The following is a 19,584-nucleotide window of genomic DNA, read 5'->3' on the forward strand; positions in this document are numbered from 1 at the left end:
TCGACGCCCTGTCCGGAGCGTCAGGAACTCTGGCCGGGGCCTTAGGCGCCCTGGTCGGGAGTTAGGCGCTCTCGTCGGATTCTATCGCGAGCCGCAACTCGTCACCGTCGCGTAGTTCGTACGCGGTCGGGTCGATCGGCTCACCGTCGACGGCGAACTCGATCGCCGTCCCGTCGTCGCCCGCGTCGTAGGTTTCGCCGTCGAATCGGACGATCGGATCGCCGCCGTCGACGTCGAGTTCGAAGTGAGGCAGCAAGTCGATCGCCTCGCCCGCCGTCACCCGTTCTTCGCCCTCCATAAACCAGCCGTCGTGTCCCTCGTGGAGGTGGAAGTCGATCGAGTAGTCGTCCGCGTGCTCGGCCTGGAAGCGATCCTCGGTCAGGTCGACCGGCTCGCCGTCGATGACGATCTCGAGGTCGCCGCGCTCGTCGATCGCGTCCTCGAAGAGACAGCCGGCGAGCGCGATCGAACTCGCGACGGCCGCGATCGCGGTTCGTCTGGTGGGCATACGCGGAGGCAGCCGTGGAAGCCCAATAACTGCCACGATCGGACTCGAGAGGGCTGTTTCGCGTTCGAGAGTCGAACCACACTCGTTCGAGAATCGAACCAAACCCTTCGAGAAGTGTACCACCCCCTCCGAAAATCGGACCACTCCCTTCGAGAAGTGAACCAGAATAGCCTTTTGAGTGCGCTCGAAACTGCCGACACGTAATGGCTACGGGAGAAACCCCCTCCGCACTCGACCCGACGGTTCTCCGACCCGTCGCCGCCGGAGTGGCACTCGTCGTCGCCATCGCACACCTCTTTCACCCGACGCTCGGATTCCCCCGCCTGGTCGAACACCTCCGACTCGGGACGCTGTACGATCCCCGGCCGATGCTCTTTACGCTCTCTGCGGTCGCGATCGTCGCCGGCGTCTTGCTCGCGTACAACGGCGTGCGAAGGCAACCGCTCTACGTCGGCGGCATCGTCCTGATAGTCGCCTACCTCGCCGGCTACGGCGCCTGGCACACCGTCCTCGAACACGGCGGGTTCTGGCCCCACATCGAGGCCCACGGCCACCACGACATGGGCCACGCGGCGGTGGTCGTCGATCACCTGCTCGACGACGCCTGGGCGCTCGTCAGCAAGGTCGTCGAAGCCGCGTTGCTCGTCCTGCTCGTCGCGTTACTGGCGATCGACGACGAAGCCTGATCGTCGACCGTCGCAGAGTGACGACCGTCGCCGGCTTCACCGCAAACTGTCCGCCGTTGCGTCGAAAATCTCGCCGACGTCGGCGTCCGTCTTGAACGCCGTTCCGCTGTAGTGCGCCGGTGACGCGTCGTATCCCGCGTCGCAAAGGTCGTCGAGGAAGTCGGCCATCGCGTTCGCCGGCAGCGTCCACTCCTTGCAGAGACGGTGCTGGTCGTAGTGGGTCGGCTCGTCGAGTTCGGCTTCGAGCGTCGCACAGAGTTCACGGGCCGCCTCGGCGGTGCCGGCGGTTTCGGGAACGCGCTCGCGGACGCTCGCGACGAAGTCCCGGTCGCGGTACGGACCGAGCCAGAGCGGGCCGGCGGTGAGCAGTCGGTCGCCACCGCAGTTGGGACAGTCGTCGATCGGGGTCGCGATCAGGCCGGGGTCGGCCCCCGCGCCGCCGTCGTCGGCCTCGCGGTAGAGGCAGTCCTCGCAGTGGTGGACGAACCCGAGGTGTGAGAGTGCGGCGTCGGCGGCGGTCGCCCGGTGATCGAGTTCGAGGTAGGTGCGAACGTAGTGGCTGCTGGCGTGGGTGAAGATGGGCGTGACGCCGACGTCGAACCGCGCGGCCGAGCGGGCGAGCGCCGAGAGCAGGATTCGGACGCCCATCTCCGGATGATAGTCTGTGTTGCGGGGAACGGCCGAGTACGAACGCACGCCGCTCTGGAAGTGAGCGCCACACAGCGGCGCCGTGTCGGTCGCGGTGACGCAGACGAGGTTTCGCGCGTTGGCGAAGGCCGCGTCGGCGAACGGCATCGGCGTCCCGTACGGATCCAGGTCCACCACGTCGAGCGCGACGTCCATGTCCCGCCCACAGCCGTACATGAACGCGTTGACGTCCTCGTGAGCGACGGTGACGCCGACGTCGTTGCGCTCTGCGTTCTCGCGAGCGAGCGCGACGGCTCGCTCGTCCCGATCGCAGCCGAACGCCGTCCAGCCGTCGGCGGCCGCACGAATCGCGCGGATTCCGCTCGCGGTCATCGCGTCGAGGTAGGTGGCGGCGCGCGACTCGCGTTCGTCGCGAAACGCCCGGAGCACGGCGATCGTCAGGTCGCGGTTGAGTTCCTGTCGCGGGTTGTAGAACACGGCCTCCTCGACGCCCGCCGTCGACTCGCCCGGGACCTCCAGCTCGACGCCGCCCTCCGAGACGCGCATGGCTCGGAGTCGGTCCGGCGAGACGAAAAGTGCGGTGATGTCGGTCGGCCACCCGCCGTCGTCGACGTGTCGGTCGCGAATCAGCCACCGACCCGCCGGTGCACCCAGATCGTACACAGAAACGTGACGAAGCCGGCGGCGGCCGCGATGGCGAAGGCGACGCGATAGCCCGTCGACGTGTACACCCGCGCGCCGCCGACGAACTCGCCGGTCCAGTAGGCGTCGAGCGCCCACCCCATCAGCGTCGGGAAGGTACCCGCGCCGAGAAACGCCGCGCCGTTGACCGTCCCGGTCGAGATGCCGCTGGCTCGATCGGGGTGGCGCTCCTTGACGACCGGGTACGAGAGGACGAACGCGCCGAGGAGGCCGCCGGTGACGAAGAAGACGACCGCGACGAGCCACAGCGGCGGCGTCCCCGCGACCGCGATGGCGGCCAGACAGGTCGTGTACACCGCGCCGCCGTACACCATCAGCTCGGTCCGACGGCCGAGCAGGTCGGAGAGGCGACCGAACGCGGGCGGGCCGACGATCAACCCGGCCGCGCCAAGCAGCGCGAACACCGACGCGTACGTCGTCGAGACGTCGTACGTCTGGGCGACGTAGGGGACGCCCCAGAGCCCGAACAGCGTGAGGTTGATCCCCGTCGCACAAAAGAGCAACGCGCTGACGACCCAGGTGACGCGATCTGCGAGCACGGTCGACAGCGCGTCGCGGAGCTGGCCGGCCGACAGCGTCGGTTGGGTGGGAACGTCGGCGATCGGCGAGAGTCCCGCCGCCTCCGGATCGTCGCGAACGAACGCGTAGACGGCGACGGAGGCGACGACGCCGACGAGGCCCAGCCAGCCGATCGTCGTCCGCCAGTCGGTCGCGTCGACCGCGATCGAGAGCGGCGTCGTCGCCATCACGCCGCCGATCCCCGCGACGGCGAACGTGAGCCCGCTCATGGTCGCGAACTCGTCCGCACGGTACCAGTTCGCGCTGAACCGGAGGATGCAGACGAAGATGACGCTCCCGCCGAGGCCGACTAGCCCCCGCGCGAACAGCGCCGCGAGGTAGGAATCGGCGACCGAAAACCAGATCGCTCCCAGACTCATGAGTACGCCGCCGGCGGTCGCCGTTCGCCGCGGGCCCACCCGATCGGCCAGAATTCCGGTCGGGATCTGCATGAGCGCGTACACCCAGAAGAAGGTCGCGTGGAGGGTTCCGAGCTGTCCGCCGGTCGTCTCGAAGGCACCCATCAAATCCTCGGCCAACACCGCCGAGGAGAGGCGGTGGACGTTGACGAGGACGAAGACGACGCTCAGCAGCCCCCACAGCACCCACCGGCGGGATCGCGGATCGGACCGAAGATCCATCTGCGCGTGTCTCTCTCCCGGAACGATAAATCCGTGGTGTCCGCTCCGGCGCGACGACCCCAAACCGATTTTACAGGTCGGCCCAGAGTGACAGTCGTGGCGACGCCCGATCCGGTCGAACGCTGGCAAGCGGACCTCGAAGAGCTGGGCGAACTCACCCCGGACCTCGTCGATCGGATCACGCGGATCCACGGCGACCGGGGCGCTCGCGCCATCGAGGCCGTCGGCGAGCGCCGGGTGAAGGTCTACCGCGACTTCACGGTCGTCGTCGGCCACCGAGACGAGTACGTCATCGAGGGCGGGGCGTGTACCTGCAAGGACGCGACATACAACTTAGACCCGGACGATCCCACCGAGGAGTGCTGGCACGTCCTGTCGGTCGCCATCGCGCGGCGCATCGGCCACCTCGACTACCACGACATGTGGTACTCGGACGTCCGCGAATTTCTGTAGCGGACGGTCCCTCCCGTTCGTCTTTCACTGTATGTTGAGGCCGTCTCCACCACCGTAGAGAGGCTTCGATTCGCTCGCACGACGGCGGTCGTCGCGGTTGATCGGTGGCCGATGCTGACGGTTGATCGGTGGCCGATTGGCAGGTAATCGATGACTGATAGAGGTGGGCGACCGTGAGCGCTGAGAGAATTCGTTTCAGTCCGATTCCTCGATCGAAATCACGGTCGTCGCCGCGTCGCCGGCCAGCGCGCCCTCCAGCGACCGCCGGACGTCGGCCGGGTCGACGGACGACGTGGCGCGGGCGACGCCGCCGACGGAGCCGGGATCGAGCGGGACGTCGAGGGCGTCGTAGACGTCGGCCAGGACCGCGGCGAGTTCGTCGATCCGATCGACGAGCAGGATGCCGGCGACGAGCGCGCCGTCGCCCGTCACCCGCTGGGCAATTCCAGACACCTTGGGGCCGTCGGGCAGTCGGAGCGAGTGGGTGCCCGGACAGAAGGCGTTCGCGGGTTCGCCCTCGGCGACGGCGACGCCGGACGATTCGAGGGCGGCGGTGACGTCGGCCGTGATTGCGTCGTACCGGTCCTGGATGCCCGTTCGGAGGTCCTCGACCGGTTCGGCGCGGACGAACGCCAGCGTCGTCTCGCCGTCGTAGGCGACGGCCCGGCCCCCGACGCGGCGGCTGACGGGGCGAAAGCCGTGACTTCGAGCGGCCTCCCGCGCGAGGTCGTATCCGTCCCGGTTTTCGTCGCGGCGGCCGAACGCCACCTGCCGGTGCGGTCGCCAGACGCGAACCGCACGCTCTCCCGCGGCGGCGTGTTCGAGGAGGCGACGGCTCGCGTCTCGGTCGGCGTCGATCGTCGCTGCGCGCCCGCGGTAAACGGTGACGGTCACGACCGACGGTTCGAACCCGAACAAGGTAAACGCTCTCGACTCGCAGGGTGGACCGATGCGAACCGAGGCCGCGGACAGACGCGACCGGGAGCAGGCCGTCGTCCTCGACGAGCGCGTCCTCGGTCAGTACCGGCGGTTCTCGCTGTACAACTCGCCGTATCTCGCCCACGACGAGGGCTGTGCAGTGGATCTCTACCCCACCGGGAGCGACCCGCACGAGGGGCTCGACGCTCGCGCGCCATCGCCCGTCGGGGGCGTGGTACGCGAGACGCGGACCGTCCGCGCGCCGCCGAAACCCTACGCGCCCGAACACGACTATCTGGTCCTCGTCGACGTCGACGAACCCGCGTCGGCGGCGGGGCTCGTTGCCCGGATCCTCCACGTCGATCCCGGCGTCGAGCCGGGCGATCGGGTGGCCATCGGCGACGACCTCGGCCGGCTCGTCCGCGCGGGCTTTTTCGCCCCCTGGGTCGGCACCCACCTCCACGTCGGCTTTCGCCGGCCCGAGCAGAACCACCGTCGCGCGTCGGGATCGCTCCCGATCGACGTCGCGGTCGACGTCCGTCCGCTCACGTGGGATGGCGAGGGGACCGTCGTCGCCGCGGGCGAGACGTACGCGATACTCGACGCACCCGTCAACCCGAATCCGGGCGAGTGGGCCGCCATCGCGTCCGATAGCGGCGGTATTCTCGACGGCGGATTGCCCCACTACGAGACGGGCGGCGTCCTCGGCGTAGAGACCGCGACTCCCGACGGCTCCCGAGAACGGACGATCCGCCTCGCCGGCGACCCGATCGGCACCGCGACCGGCCGGACGATCGACTGGGCCGGTGCGACCGTCCTGGCGAACGGCGAGCCGGTCACCGGCCTCTCGCTGTTCTGCGGGCGCGACGCCGGCTTCGGCGCGAAGGTGATCTGTCCGGACCGACGGTTCGAGGTCGGCGAGCCGGTCGCAATCTCGATCGAGCGGGACGGAGCGGAGTGAACCCGTGGGACGCTATCGGAGTGAACTCGTGGGACGCCATGAGTGACCCGCGCGTATGGCGCCTGGCCGGCGTGTCGACGACGCGAGATACGAACGATTATAGCAAGCGAATTGAAATGTTCGGGTGAAATGGACCGACGTCGGATCGCGATCGTCGGCGCTGGCTGCCTGCTCGTCGTCGGTGCCGTCACCGGCCTCTTGCTCGCCTACCCGTTCTCGACGGTGACCCACGACCCCTACGAGAGTGAATTCGACACGAGCGCCCTGCCGTCGGACGACGATTCGTTCGCGATCGACGAGACGATCCGCATCTACGAGGATGGCGACTTCGCGCTCGAACTCGAGACTGGTTTCGCCGTCGACGGCGAGCACGTCTCGCTCGAGACCGAGTGGGACGTAGCCGACGAAACGACGCGCACAGTGCGGTACACCGACCTCGACGGCGAGTGGGACGCGACCCGTTCGTGGACCGATAGCGCGGACACCTACGAGGGGTGGCTCGAACACGCCGGCGAGAACGAGACGATCGAACCCGTGGACGACGGCTACGTCAGTCTCGACACCAGCACCGACCCGTCGTCGATCGAAGACCAGTTCGAGTCGACCTGGTTCGTCGGAACGGATCCGCTGCTCTCGCAACTCTCGTTCGAGCGCGTCGACGAGACCGCGATCGGTGATCGGTCAGTCGACGTCTTCGAACCCGAGACTGGCTGGTACGAGCGCGTCGTCTCCGGTACCACCGTCGACGAGTACCGCGTGACCGACGCCGAGGGGGCGGTGTACGCGGACGCCGAGACGGGCGCGCTCGTCTCGGTCGAGGTCACGTTTTCCGTCGTCGACGCCTCGAACTACGCGGCGTACGTCTACGAGCGGCTCGACGGCGGTGATAGCTACACGGCCGAACTCAGCTACGCGGTGACCGACGAGGCGACCGTCGAGCGACCGGCGTGGGCGGACGAGCCGGCGGCTGACGGGGAGAAGGGTTAAAGAGCCCGTTTCACAGTCAGCCGGTAAACCCCGTTCAACGGGCCGAACCGAAAAAGCGCAGGGTCCAAGAGTCGCGCCGCCGCAGAGACCCGTATGAGCGACGAGTACGACGCGATGGGCGAGATGCTCCAGGCGCACATCGACGAGAACCACGAGTTTCTCTCCTGGCTCGGCCTGACCGTCACGAACGTCGACGACGGGACGATGACCATGTCGGTCCCCTACGACGAGAAGCTGACGAACACGCGCCCGAACGGCGGTCGCGAGGATCGCAGAGCCGACATTCACGGCGGCATCGCCGCGACGATGGTCGACACCGTCGGGGGGCTCGTCCTGCGGACGAAACTCGACGACCCCGTCCAGACCGGCATCGCCACGATCAACCTGAACGTCAACTACCTGCGACCGGCGACGGGCGACTTAGACGCCACGGCCACGGTCATCCGTACCGGGTCGACCGTCGGCGTCAGCGAGATCAGCGTCGAGAGTACGACCCCGGACGGGGAGACGCGCGAGGTCGCCACCGGGCAGGGTTCCTACCGGATCTTCCGGTCGGAGTGAGCCGCGGTTCGAATTCGGCGGCCGACTTCTCACACTGGGCGACCCAGTTCGAGCGAGAGACAGAACACGGAGCCGCCGGCCTTCTCGAACTCGCTCGTCTCGATCGGAACGGGCTCGTAGCCCGCCTCCAGGAGTTTCGCCTCGGTCTCCGGGTTACCGGCCGGGAGGAGGACGTGGTGACCGTCGACGCTGTGGGCGTTTCCGGCCATTCCCTCGCGAGATTCGACGACCGGAATCTCGAGCAGCGTCTCGAAGACGTCGCCGAGCCGGTCGAGTCCCGCGTCGGTGAACGCCTCGGGCTGGATCAGCGCCGTTCGCTCGTCGAGCGGCGTCAGACAGACGTCGAGGTGGTAGTAGCGATCGTCCGCGAGTTCGAGCGCGCAGACGGGGGCGTCGAGCCGGCTGGCGAGGTCGTCGTAGGCCGCTCGTTCGGTTCGGACGCCGTAGCCACCCCAGAGCAGCCGGCGGCCGGGGTGCCAGAACGCGTCGCCGGTGCCCTCGAACGCGGCCGGCGGGGCGCGATGGACGTCGTATCCCTCCTCGGCGGCCCACCCGGCAAGGTACGCCGGCTCGCCTCGGCGTTCGTCCGTCGCCATCGACGCGAGGACGATTCCGGTTCCGTCGGCGGTCGGCAGGCCGTGATTCGCACCGAAGACGAGGTCGGGCCGGTCTGCGGGCACAACGGCGTCGTCGTGTGCGAGATCGTCTGTCGACCCCGATTCGATCGCGTTCCACACCTCGTCGGGATCCAGGACGACGACGTCCGCGTAGCGAGCGTAGACGTCGCGCAGGGCCTCCCACTGCTCGCGGACGCGTTCGTGGTCGACCTCGCCGCCCATGTACGGGTTGATCTCGTAGGTGACGTCGAAGTGCGTCGGCTCGACGAGGAGAATTCGGTCGTGGGTCGGACGCGTCGAACAGTCTTCGAGCGTGAACGCGAGCGCGTCCGACTCGTCGACGACGGATGGTGAGACGCCGGTCATCGACGGGAGTTCGACCGGTCGGAACGTATACGTTTTGATGGCTCCGTTCCGGAATAATATCGGGCAGCCGTTCAGGCGAACGAGAGCTCGTCGCTGCCCCCCACTTCGCCGAAGAGCCAGTCGGCGTGTTCGAGCGCGTACTCGTGGTGTTCGTCCTCGATGGCGCCGATGCAGTCTTCGACGAGGATCGGACGGAAATCGCGAAGCCCGGCGCTGCCGGCGCTGTGGAGGACGCAGACGTTCGCGAGCGTGCCACAGAAGAGCAGGGTGTCGATCGTCCGGGCCGAGAGCCAGCCCTCGAGTTCGGTCCGCTGGAAGGCGTCGTAGGTGTGCTTTTCGACGACGTGATCCGCCTCGTCGGCCGGCAGTGCCTCGATGATCTCCGCGCCCCAGGAGCCCTCGACGACGTGCTCGCCCCACTGGTCGAACTCGTCGTAGTAGTGGGCGTCGTCGAACTGCTCGGGCGGGTGGACGTCCCTGGTGTAGACGACGCGGACGCCCGCCTCGTGTGCCCGATCGACCAGCGAGGCGATCGGGTCGATCGGCTCCTCGCTTCCCGGCGCGTACAGCGCCCCGTCCGGGTGACAGAAGTCGTTTTGCATGTCGACGACCACCACCGCCGTTCGCGCGGGATCGAGTTGCATGGTCGCCGGTAGGGCGGAGAGAACGTTAAGGGTCACGTCGAACGCCGATCGCCACGACCGAGGATATTTTACCTCGTCCGCCCAAGCCACGGGCACCTATAATGAATGCTAGAGGTGCGCTCGTACTCGCCGCGCTCGTCGCGATCTCGCTCGTCGCCGTTCCACTCGCCGGCGCGGGCGGCGGGTCGAGCGTCGACACTGGGGTAGGGGCTCCCGACAGCGAGACGGCAGCGACGCCCGCGGACGCGTCGGTCGGATCGATCTGGTATCAGGCCGACGAACGCGACGAGAATCCGACCACCGAATCGACGGTCGGCTACGCGGAGGGCTACTGGTACGACGACGCGCTGCCGGTCGACGACCGCGACGGCGCCCACGTCAGCGAGGACGAACTCCAGGCGGTGGTCTACCGATCGATGGCCCGCACCGAGGAGATCCGCGGGCTGACGTTCCAGGAGGTCCCGGACGTCGACGTCGTCACGCGCGAGGAGTTCCAGGAAGAGACCGACGAGCTCTTCGCAGACCTCACCGAGCGCGACGAACTGGTCGAGAACGTCCGGTACGAGGCGTTCTTGATGGTCGATCGCGAGACCGACGCGGTCGAGGCCTTCGAAGCGCTCTACGGCGGGGCCGTCGGCGGCTACTACGATCCCGCCGAGGATCAGATCGTCCTCGTCTCCGACGATCTCGAAGACGTCGAGGTCGACGAGGTGACCCTCGGTCACGAGTTACTCCACGCGCTCCAGGACCAGCACTTCGGACTCGAAGGCTACGACCGCGAGACGATCGATTCAGACGGCGCGGTCAACGGCCTCATCGAGGGCGACGCCGTCTTCGTCGACGAGCAGTACGAAGCTCGCTGTGGCGACGAGTGGGACTGCCTCGAGCCCGAAGCGACGATGCCCGACACGCCGGAGATCGTCTGGGGACAGTATCTCACGCTGATCATGCCCTACGACGAGGGGCCGAACTTCGTCGAGTTCCACTACGAGCAGGGTGGCTGGGACGCGATCGACGCACTGTACGACGAGCCACCGGCGAGCACGTCCGAGGTCATCCGACCCGGCGAAGAGCGAGCACCGGTCGACGTGGAACCGGCCGATCGGTCGACCGACGCCTGGTCGGTGTTCGAACCGGACGAGGGCCCGACCGTCCAGCGCGTCGGCGAGGTGGGCCTCGTCTCCATGTTCATGCACGACTCGGTCGAGCGCGGCGGCAACTCGGTTCTCTCGATTCAGGACTGGGCGCAGGCGACCGCCGACGGCGGCGAAACCTACGTCTACGACCAGTCGATCACCGACGGCTGGGCGGGCGACGGACTCGTCGTCTACACCACCGACGCGGAGACGGTCGACGAGAGCGCCTACGTCTGGGAGACCGAGTGGACGTCGACGGAGCAAGCGAACGAGTTCCTCGACGCCTACCTCTCGCTGCTGGCGCTCCACGGCGGTGAACCGGTCGAGGGCGTCGAGAACACCCTGACGCTCGACGGGGGCTACCCCGGCGCCTATCACGTCGACCACGACGACGAGACGGTGACGATCGTCCGAGCGCCGACGGCGGCCGACCTGCCCGACGTCGACGCCGAGGCGGGCGCCGAGGGTGAGGACACGATCGATCACGCCGTGTTCGGAACCGACGATGCGGAGAACGACACCGACGAACGCGACGATTCGACGGACGACGACGGAGATGACTCCCTGACCGGATTCGGACCGCTCGTCGCCATCGCCGCGCTCGCCCTCGCGATCGGGATCGCGCGCCGACGGTAGGATTCGCTGACCGTCGAGAGGTCGCACGACAGCAGAAGGGATCCGACGTCGATCGCCGACGGATCGCCGCGACGAATACGCTTTTTTCCCCGGGCGAGAACCCTCAGACATGACGACGCCCTTCGGTACCGTTCCGTCCGAGGCGATCGCGGACGGACGCGCCACCGACGCCTACTTTCAGCGCACCCGCGAGACGCTCGAACACGCGGGGAAGAACCCCCACGTGGTCGCCGAGGTGACCGCCGATCAGTTTCCCACCGGCTCGTTCGAGGTGTTCACCGGCGTCGCCGAGGCCGCCCGACTCTTCGACGGCCGACCGGTCGACGTCGACGCGTTTTGCGACGGTCGCCTGTTCGACGGCGGCCCCGTGATGCGGATCGAGGGGTCGTACCTGGCGTTCGCCGAACTCGAGACCTCGTTGCTCGGACTGCTCTCACAGCCGAGCGCGTTCGCGACGGCCGCCCTCGAGTGTCGCACGGCGGCACCCGACTCGACCGTCCTCTCGTTCGGTGCCAGACACGTCCATCCGGCGCTCGGGTCGGTCGTCGAGCGCGCCGCGCTGGTCGCCGGCCTGGACGGCTTCTCGCACGTGGCCGCCGGCGAGCTGCTCGGTCGCGAGGCGAGCGGGACGATGCCCCACGCGCTCATGTTCTGCTTCGGCGAGGGGAACCAGGCCGACGCCTTTCGCGCCTTCGACGAGGCCGTCGCCGACGACGTCCCCCGAATCGCGCTGACCGACACGTTCTGGGACGAGGTCGCCGAGACGCTGCTGGCCGCCGAGACGCTCGGGGACCGACTCGCCGGCGTTCGACTCGATACGACGGGGTCGCGTCGGGGCGACTTTCGACACATCGTCCGCGAGGTGCGCTGGGAACTCGACGCCCACGGCTACGACCACGTCGAGGTCTTTCTCTCCGGCGGGCTGGGCCCCTCGGAACTCTCCGCGTTGGCCGACGTCGCCGACGGCTTCGGCGTCGGGAGCGCGATCACGAGCGCCGATCCGGTCGACTTCAGCCTCGACATCGTCGCCATCGACGGCGAGCCGGTCTCGAAGCGCGGCAAGCTCTCCGGCGTCAAGGACGTCTATCGGACGCCCGACGGCGGCCACCACGTGACGCTCGCCGACGGCGACGGACCGACAGAAGGTGAGTCCCTGCTGGAACCGCTCGTTCGCGACGGTGAGATCGTCCGCGACTTCGAGCTGGAGGCGGCGACCGAACGGTGTCTCGCAGAGGCCGAGGCGGTCGGGTTCGGCTCGGCTGGCGGGTAGCTGGGTACGCACTGGTAGGTGACGGGCCACCCGATGGCGGGTCACGATAGACGTCGCGTCAGGTCCGAAAAACGGTGGGAGACGAGTGAAAACGGCGTTTCAGAGTTCCTCGATGCTCCCGTCGGAGGGCCGCTCGCGGAAGACGTGTCCTTCGAAGAGCGTCACCCCGACGTCGTCGTCCTGCCAGGCGGTCGGCGGGAGGCCGGCTTTGCGACAGGTTCGATCGAGATACTCGCGCTCGGTCCAGCCGTGTTCGACGGGGACCGTCGGGTAGAGCCAGCCGCCGTCGCCGCGACCGTCCACTGCGACGCCGTGTTTGCCGAGTTCGAGGTCCGCGAGCGGATCGTCGGTGAGTAGAATGTTCCGGACGGCACAGACGGAGACGGTCAGGTTGTCGAGTTCAGACGGCGTGACCTCCGAGCCACAGGAGTCTGCGCTCGCCGCCTGGATCGCCGCGTCGACGATGACGTGGCCGAGCTGGTCGTCCGAGCGGTAACCGCCGGCACAGCCGCGGAGGCTGCCGCGGCCCCGAGTGGACTCGAGGCGGACGAACGCGCCCGTTCGCTCGTAGAAGGCTTCACGCATGCTTCCCGGATGTTCTCGTTGGCCGTGCCGTACGAACGCTTCGACGGCCTCGCGCGCGAGTTCGACGGCGCGAGCACCGTCTTCGTAGGAGAGATCGACCCCCTGTCCCTGGGACATACAAGAGTAAATGGGGATTAACACCCAAAAGCGCTTCCCTTCGAGAAACCGGCAAGGGTTGCCGACCGCGATCCCTAAATGGATCGAGTGCGTACGTCAAAATCGGGTGAGAGAGCCCGGCTGCCGCGTCGTGCGCCCCGGCAACGGGGCGCTCGGAGACTCCACAATGGAGAACGGGTGTCGGCCGCCCTGGAAGCCACGGTCGACACCTGCACCGTGACCGCGCCCAAAGCCGGGCCTGGTCACGCCAACAGCGCACTACCGCGGTGCGTCGACGACGGCTTCGGCCGTCGGATACCGAGAGGTGACGCCCCAGGGCGTCTCTCGGACCAACGTGGTTTCGTCCCTTCGGGACGGGCCACGCCCGCGAGGAAAGTCCCCCCACCCGCCGGACGGGTGACCGGACGCAAGTCCGGGACGGGAGACCGTCGGCTCTGGAACAGAAACGACACGTCTCGGCCCGACCGATGAGGCGCGCGAACCCGACCGCGAGGAAGGGGAGTTGACCCGCCGAGGGAATATGCGAGGCGGCGTACGCCGCCGACCGAACCGTCTCAGTCGTTCGACGCGACGGATCGTGTCCGTCACGATCGAGACGGAGACGGCCGAGGATCGATGGAACGGCGAATCCTCACCGGTGCAAGTCCGCGTCGCTGGTAGTCCGGCGATGCCGCGGTGCAGACCGCGGGCGATGCGGACGCTCAGCCAAATGCCGGGGAGAACAGAAGGGGGCTTACTCCTCTCACCCACACTCACGACGTAGAGCGGCCGCGCTGTCGCGAGACGTGCTCGTACGAAGCCGACGTAGGGATCGAAGACGACGCACCGACAGCCACGACGATATCCGGTCCATCGTCAGCCTGAGTTGACGGTGAATGTGTTGGCACCACCACACTCATGAGTTTCGGACATTCTTGCTGGTATAAACTCTACAGTAATTGTCAATGGGTCGTTTCTGTGCGGACATCTGATAGTAATTGGCCATTGTCGGTAGTATCTGGCCAGAATCCACGAGTTAGATCAATTTATTATTTAATTTTGGTAGTTAAATATCCCGGCAGTGGTTGAATTGAACTTTGTGGCCCGTTATATCGGCCGGTAACAGCATTCGCCAGCGTCGCGATGATATATTTCTGCGATTAAATATCGGAAGTAAGAATTTCCAATGGTGGTTGAGTTCACGAATAGTTAACAGTGTGTCCCAGTTCGGAGTTAAGGTGTGTGTCACGACAGGCGCTGACACACACGAGAGACATGAGCGACACACAACGTTCGACCCGAATCCGGGTCATGGCACTCGTGTTCGCGCTTCTCATGATCGGCTCGATGCCTGCGATGGCGGTCGCAGGCAGCGGCCTCGGAGGAGCGCCGACACAGAGCGACGCCGGCGTTACGGACGTCGGCGTCACACAGAGCGTAGACGATCGAACGAACGCACCCGCAGAAATCGACGACGACCTTAGAGACGCCGACGGCGAGGTCGATGTCGTCGTCCGCTTCGACGAGACGGACGTCGCCGGCGCGGCGACGACCGACGACGCGATCGGACAGCTCCAGACCCACGCACAGGCGACGCAGGTTTCCTTCCTCGAGTGGGTCAAAGAGACCGAGAGCGTCACGTTCCAGAACGACTTCTGGATCGCCAACGCCATTCTCGTGACGGTGGACACCGAGCGGGCCGAACAGGACGGGATCGATCCGTTCGACGAGATGGCGGCCCAACCCGACGTCGAGCGGCTCCACGCGAACTTCGAGCTCTCGACGATGGACGGGACGACGGCCGACGCGAACGAGTCGGAAACCACCGTCGAGACGCCCGAGTCCACCGCTTACGATACCACGTACGGACTCGAGATGATCAACGCGACCGAGGTGTGGGACAACCACGGCACCCAGGGCGACGGCGCGGCCGTCGCGATCCTCGACACCGGGCTCGACGACGATCACCCGGACATGGAGATCGACGAGGGCAACTGGGCCGAATTCGACGGCTCCGGCGAACCGGTCGACAGCGATCCGAACGACGGCCACGGCCACGGAACGCACGTGAGCGGCACCGTCCTCGGACCGGCAGAGCCGGCCGACGAAGACGTTCCCGCCTACGGCGTCGCACCGAACGCGGAGCTGTACAACGCAAAGGTGCTAGACGACATGGGCGGCGGAACCTTCGCCCAGATCATCGCCGGGATGGAGTGGGCCGTCGACGACACCGACGCCGACGTCGTCTCCATGAGCCTCGGCGCGCCGGGCTACGAGTCGGACATGATCGAACCGTCCGAGAACGCCCGCGACGCCGGCGTCCTCCTCGTCTCGTCGATCGGAAACGACGGCGAGGGAACCAGCGGCTCACCGGGTAACGTCTACCCGAACGTCGCGAGCGGCGCCGTCGACGAGAACACGGACGTCGCGTCGTTCTCCGGCGGCGAGGAGGTCACGACCGACACCGCCTACCCCGATGCACCCGACTACTGGCCGGACGAGTACGTCGTTCCGGACGTCGCCGCGCCCGGCGTCGACGTGCTGAGCGCCCACCCCGCGGGCGGAACCATGTGCGCGGGTGGACCCGAGTACTGCGAGGTGAGCGGCACCTCCATGTCCGCGCCGCACAAGGCCGGCGCCTTCGCGCTGATGATCGCCGCCTCCGGCGGCGCTGCCGACCGCGAGGCGCTGATCGACGCGATGGAGGAGACGGCGTGGAAGCCCGACGACTGGGACGAACCCGACGAGAAGGACGTCCGATACGGTTACGGCATCATCGACGTCGCCGCCGCGACCGACCTCGTTGCCCTCGACAGCGGGATCAACGGAACGGTGACCGACGCCGACGGCGATCCGATCGAGGGGGCGACCGTGACGATAGACGAGACCGACACGAGCGTCACCACCGACGCCGACGGGCAGTACACCCTGCTCGCCCAGCCGGACGAATACACGGTGACCGCCGACGCGTTCGGCTACGCGGAGGCGAGCGAGTCGGTCGAGGTTCCGGACGACGAGACGTTCGTCGAACAGGACTTCGAACTCGCCGACGGCGTCGGCGCCGCGCTGATCGCCGGACAGCCCGACGGTCTCGAGGGCGGCGACTCCTTCGACGTCACGTTCGACGTGGCGAACCTCGAGACGTACACCGTCGATCGCGCGGGCGACTACGACGGCGACCTCACCCTCGCGTTCGACGGCGAGTCGATCGACGAAGGCGAGGAAGTCGACGTCGGTGACGTCACCGGCGAGGTCACGCTCAGCGTGACGACCGAGGTCGACACCGCAGGAGACCTCGAACTCGAGCACACCTTCGCGGGCTCGGGAGACACTGAAACGATCACCACCGGCCCCACCGCGGTCTTCGAGGAGTTCGTCCCGGTCGCCGTCGTCGACGACGGCACCTGGGGCGACGACGTCGTCGACCGACTCGAAGCACAGCTAGACGCGAGCTACGACCTCTCGCTGCTCAGCGGCTCCGAGGCGGTCGACGCCGCGGAGAACGACGAGTACGAGGCCTACGTGGTGCAAGATATCGACGAGACGCACGTCGCCGACTTCGCGACCCAGACCGACAGCCCGAGCACGGGCGTCGTCTGGCTCGACAACTGGGGCAGTTCGAGCAACGCGATTCCGGCCAAATCGAACGTCTTAGAGAATCCGGAGTCGACGTCCCAGAGCTTCACCAGTCCGAACCCCGACGTCGAGATCCTCGCCGATCACCCCATCTTCGAGGGTATCGGTGACGTGGGCGACACGGTGTCGATTCACAGCGCTACCTTCGCCGACCACTCGTGGTTCGACGGCTACGACGGCGAGATCGTCGGCTACATCCAGGCCGGCGGCGTCGACGACGGCGACGGCATCGGCGTCGACGAGGAGAAGCGAACCGCGCTCCTCTCGTCGTTCGGTTCGAGCAGCTTCGTCGATTCGGGTGACTTCTCGACCGAGGCCGACGTGGCGCTCGCGAACGCGCTGGCCTGGTCAGCCATCCAGCCGGCGGCCGACCTCGTCGCCGAACAGCCGGTTCACGCCGAACCCGGCGAGCGCTTCGGCGCGACGTTCAACATGGACGACGTCGAGTCCGTCCAGGTCAGCCTCGCCGACGAGAGCACGGTGGATCAGGACGACCTCGACCTCTACCTCGACGACGAGGCCAACGACTGGGACGAGTGGCGAACGTACGAGCCGCCGACCAGCGAGGACGCGTACGCGGTCGAAGTGGATCCGTCGGCTGACGCCGTCGGGTCCGTCGTCCTCGAGACGACCGTCGTCTCCGCCGACGGCGACGAGGTGACGATCACGACCGGACCGACCGCCGTCTTCGAGGCGCCGCTCACGGTGCCCGAGGACGTCGAGACGATCCAGGAAGCGATCGACCTCGCCCCCGACGGCACGGAGATCGTCGTCCAGGCGGGGACCTACGAGGAGAGCGTCTCCATCGCGGACACCGAGGGGCTCACGATCACCGGTGAAGACGGCGCGACCGTCGTCTCCGACGACACCGCCGTCACCATCGCCGCGAACGAAACCACCCTCGCCGGCCTCGGCGCCGAAGGCGTCGCCGTCGAGGACACGCGAAACGTCACCGTGAGCGACGTCGACGCGACGAACGCCGACACCGGCGTCTCCGTCACCGACAGCACGAACGTCGACGTGACGGGCGTCGAGACGGCAGACGTCGACACCGGCATCAACGTCGCGGACGCCGAATCCGTCGACGTCTCCGCCAACGCGGTCAGCGCGACCGGTGACGGCATCGCCGTCTCGGACGCGGCCGACGTGGCGATCGCGGACAACACCGTCTCCGACGCCGCGACGGCCGTCGCCGTCTCCGGCGGGACGGTCGACGCGAGCGCGAACGACCTCGCCGAGACCGGAACCGGAATCGCCGTCGCGGACGGCGCGACCGCCACGGTCACGGACAACGAGGTAACGGACAGCGGAGTCGGACTCGCGATCGACGGCGCGTGGACCACGGTCGACGCCACGATGAACGCCATCGCGGCCGACACCGGCGTCCACGCGAGCGACATCTCGAGCGACGCCATCACCGTCGAGTTCAACGACCTGGAAGCGTCGGAGACGGCGCTCGCCCAGGAGGGTGGAAACGCTCTCGACGCGCGACTGAACTGGTTCGGCGACCGCGGACCGGAGAGCGGCGTCAGCGGTGACGTCGTCTACCAGCCGTTCCTGACCGACGAACCCGACGAGGTCGATCGGAACGAGACGATCGAGATCGCGATCGACTTCGACCTCGAGGCCGGCGAGATGTACACGATCGGCGTGCCGGGAACGACCCAGCAGTCGATCAACGACGCATTCGGCGACCTCGACGGCTCGGTCTACGGCTACGACTCGGACGACAACGAGTGGGTCACGCTGCGAAAGAACGACGAGATGAGCTCGCTGACGGCGATGGTGATCGTCCCGGACGAGGACAGTCACGCGGTGCTCGACTTCCAGTCCGGCGGCGACCACGTCGTCCCGGGCTCCCAGCAGCTCCACCAGGGCTGGAACCTGGTGAGCGCCACGGCGTACACCGAGTACGACGACGCATTCGGCGCCACGAACGCGCCCGATAGCGTCCTCGAAGCGTACGAACACCCCGAGGGCCACCTCGGCGAAGACGTCGCCCACCTGGGCGGCGAGTACGACATCGGCGGCGACGTGAATCCGTTCGGCGGCTACTGGGTCCACGTCGAGAGCGCCGACGACGAGTACGAGTACGGCGTCGAACTCCACGTCGACCCGACGCCCGCCGACCTCTACGAGGGACTCGGGCTGATGGACGACGACGATGACGAGAACGACGAGCCGGAACTACCCGACGAGATCGACGTCGCGGTCGTCGACGAGACGGACTACTTCGACGGCGAAATCGAATCCGTCCTCGACGAGCGACTCGACAGCACCTACGCCGTCGACACGCTCGAAGCGGACGACCTGCTAGACGCGATGGACGACTACGACGTCTTCGTCGTCCAGCGAATCGGCAGCGACTCGCTGGCCGAGGACTTCTACGACGCGCTCGGTCCCGACCAGGCGACGGTCCACATGGATTCGTACCAGGGCGGCACTGCCGAGGCGTACGCGGACGGCGTCTACCGTCTGCACACCGTCAACGACGATCCCGCAGAGCGCGACGCGGATGCGACGGCGACCGACGGCGAGCCGGTCACGATCGACATCCACCAGGATCACCCAATCTTCGACGGCATCGGCAGTGCCGGTGACACCGTCGAGGTCTACACCGGAACGACCACCTGGGGCGCCTGGTTCGACGACTACAGCGGACAGATTCTCGCCGACGGCGACTGGAGTGCGGGAACGCCGGGTGAACACGAAGGCGGCGCCGTCGCCGTGAACGAGGCCGAAAACCAGGTTCTCAACACGGCGAGCGCCCGCGACTTCTTCACCAACGAGGCGGACTTTACCGACGAGGGCAACCAGCTGCTGGCCAACTCCGTCGAGCACGCCGCCACGCTCGCGTTCAACGTCGCCGCGACCGAAGAGAGCGAGATCACCGCCAGCGCGGCCGCACCGGCCGGCGCGATCGTCGGCTAACCGCACCGATCACCGACCACATTTATTTACACAACACCGAATCA

The 19,584-nt window shown here is 67.3% G+C and carries 15 protein-coding genes and 1 other RNA gene; 9 read left to right on the forward strand and 7 right to left on the reverse strand.

Annotation, left to right across the window (positions count from 1 at the left end):
- Positions 1-61: 61 nt before the first annotated feature.
- Positions 62-508, reverse strand: coding sequence for a hypothetical protein (locus NKH31_RS05420; protein ID WP_254864115.1), 447 nt, complete (start codon positions 506-508; stop codon positions 62-64).
- Positions 509-711: 203 nt separating this feature from the next.
- On the opposite strand from NKH31_RS05420, the gene NKH31_RS05425 reads away from it, so the two are divergent.
- Positions 712-1,194, forward strand: a complete 483-nt coding sequence (locus tag NKH31_RS05425) for a hypothetical protein (protein WP_254864116.1) — start codon at positions 712-714, stop codon at positions 1,192-1,194.
- Between the two features lie 36 nt (positions 1,195-1,230).
- Here NKH31_RS05425 and NKH31_RS05430 read toward each other — a convergent pair whose 3' ends face one another.
- Positions 1,231-2,388 carry a tRNA (guanine(26)-N(2))-dimethyltransferase gene (locus NKH31_RS05430; protein ID WP_254864862.1) on the reverse strand — a complete coding sequence of 386 codons (1,158 nt, stop codon included), beginning with the start codon at positions 2,386-2,388 and terminating at the stop codon, positions 1,231-1,233.
- 80 nt (positions 2,389-2,468) lie between these two features.
- The gene (locus NKH31_RS05435) at positions 2,469-3,743 is read right to left on the reverse strand and encodes an MFS transporter (RefSeq protein ID WP_254864117.1); all 1,275 of its coding nucleotides are present in this window, start codon (positions 3,741-3,743) and stop codon (positions 2,469-2,471) included.
- Positions 3,744-3,839: 96 nt separating this feature from the next.
- Between NKH31_RS05435 and NKH31_RS05440 the strand changes: the two genes are divergently transcribed.
- Positions 3,840-4,196, forward strand: coding sequence for a hypothetical protein (locus NKH31_RS05440; protein ID WP_254864118.1), 357 nt, complete (start codon positions 3,840-3,842; stop codon positions 4,194-4,196).
- A gap of 195 nt (positions 4,197-4,391) precedes the next feature.
- Here NKH31_RS05440 and NKH31_RS05445 read toward each other — a convergent pair whose 3' ends face one another.
- A complete protein-coding gene (locus NKH31_RS05445) occupies positions 4,392-5,090 on the reverse strand; it encodes a lipoate--protein ligase family protein (RefSeq protein ID WP_254864119.1) in 699 nt (232 codons plus the stop codon).
- 55 nt (positions 5,091-5,145) lie between these two features.
- Here NKH31_RS05445 and NKH31_RS05450 point away from each other — a divergent pair, with 55 nt between their 5' ends.
- The 3 genes from NKH31_RS05450 (at position 5,146) to NKH31_RS05460 (ending at position 7,623) form a co-directional block, all read left to right on the forward strand.
- Positions 5,146-6,075: a DUF8155 domain-containing protein gene (locus tag NKH31_RS05450; protein WP_254864863.1), complete on the forward strand. Its 930-nt coding sequence runs from the start codon at positions 5,146-5,148 to the stop codon at positions 6,073-6,075.
- 129 nt (positions 6,076-6,204) lie between these two features.
- Entirely contained in the window at positions 6,205-7,062 is an 858-nt protein-coding gene (locus NKH31_RS05455; RefSeq protein WP_254864120.1) for a hypothetical protein, read from the forward strand.
- A 93-nt stretch (positions 7,063-7,155) separates the two neighbouring features.
- Positions 7,156-7,623 (forward strand): PaaI family thioesterase, encoded by a 468-nt coding sequence (locus NKH31_RS05460; protein ID WP_254864121.1) that lies wholly within the window; start codon positions 7,156-7,158, stop codon positions 7,621-7,623.
- Between the two features lie 29 nt (positions 7,624-7,652).
- Here NKH31_RS05460 and NKH31_RS05465 read toward each other — a convergent pair whose 3' ends face one another.
- Both NKH31_RS05465 and NKH31_RS05470 read right to left on the reverse strand, forming a co-directional pair.
- Positions 7,653-8,606 (reverse strand): dimethylarginine dimethylaminohydrolase family protein, encoded by a 954-nt coding sequence (locus NKH31_RS05465; RefSeq protein WP_254864122.1) that lies wholly within the window; start codon positions 8,604-8,606, stop codon positions 7,653-7,655.
- A gap of 71 nt (positions 8,607-8,677) precedes the next feature.
- A complete protein-coding gene (locus NKH31_RS05470; RefSeq protein ID WP_254864123.1) occupies positions 8,678-9,250 on the reverse strand; it encodes a cysteine hydrolase family protein in 573 nt (190 codons plus the stop codon).
- Positions 9,251-9,351: 101 nt separating this feature from the next.
- Here NKH31_RS05470 and NKH31_RS05475 point away from each other — a divergent pair, with 101 nt between their 5' ends.
- Together NKH31_RS05475 and NKH31_RS05480 are read left to right on the forward strand one after the other, a co-directional pair.
- Positions 9,352-11,022, forward strand: a complete 1,671-nt coding sequence (locus NKH31_RS05475) for an Hvo_1808 family surface protein (RefSeq protein WP_254864124.1) — start codon at positions 9,352-9,354, stop codon at positions 11,020-11,022.
- A 109-nt stretch (positions 11,023-11,131) separates the two neighbouring features.
- The gene (locus tag NKH31_RS05480; RefSeq protein WP_254864125.1) at positions 11,132-12,292 is read left to right on the forward strand and encodes a nicotinate phosphoribosyltransferase; all 1,161 of its coding nucleotides are present in this window, start codon (positions 11,132-11,134) and stop codon (positions 12,290-12,292) included.
- 99 nt (positions 12,293-12,391) lie between these two features.
- Here the strand turns inward: NKH31_RS05480 and NKH31_RS05485 are convergent, their stop codons facing one another.
- Positions 12,392-12,994, reverse strand: coding sequence for a TIGR00296 family protein (locus NKH31_RS05485; protein ID WP_254864126.1), 603 nt, complete (start codon positions 12,992-12,994; stop codon positions 12,392-12,394).
- Between the two features lie 350 nt (positions 12,995-13,344).
- On the opposite strand from NKH31_RS05485, the gene rnpB reads away from it, so the two are divergent.
- Together rnpB and NKH31_RS05495 are read left to right on the forward strand one after the other, a co-directional pair.
- Positions 13,345-13,742: RNase P RNA component (rnpB, locus tag NKH31_RS05490), an RNA gene on the forward strand.
- Between the two features lie 542 nt (positions 13,743-14,284).
- Positions 14,285-19,540 carry a S8 family serine peptidase gene (locus NKH31_RS05495; RefSeq protein ID WP_254864127.1) on the forward strand — a complete coding sequence of 1,752 codons (5,256 nt, stop codon included), beginning with the start codon at positions 14,285-14,287 and terminating at the stop codon, positions 19,538-19,540.
- The last annotated feature ends 44 nt before the right edge of the window (positions 19,541-19,584 follow it).

This window comes from Halovivax gelatinilyticus (assembly GCF_024300625.1).
In the GTDB taxonomy this organism is placed as follows: domain Archaea; phylum Halobacteriota; class Halobacteria; order Halobacteriales; family Natrialbaceae; genus Halovivax; species Halovivax gelatinilyticus.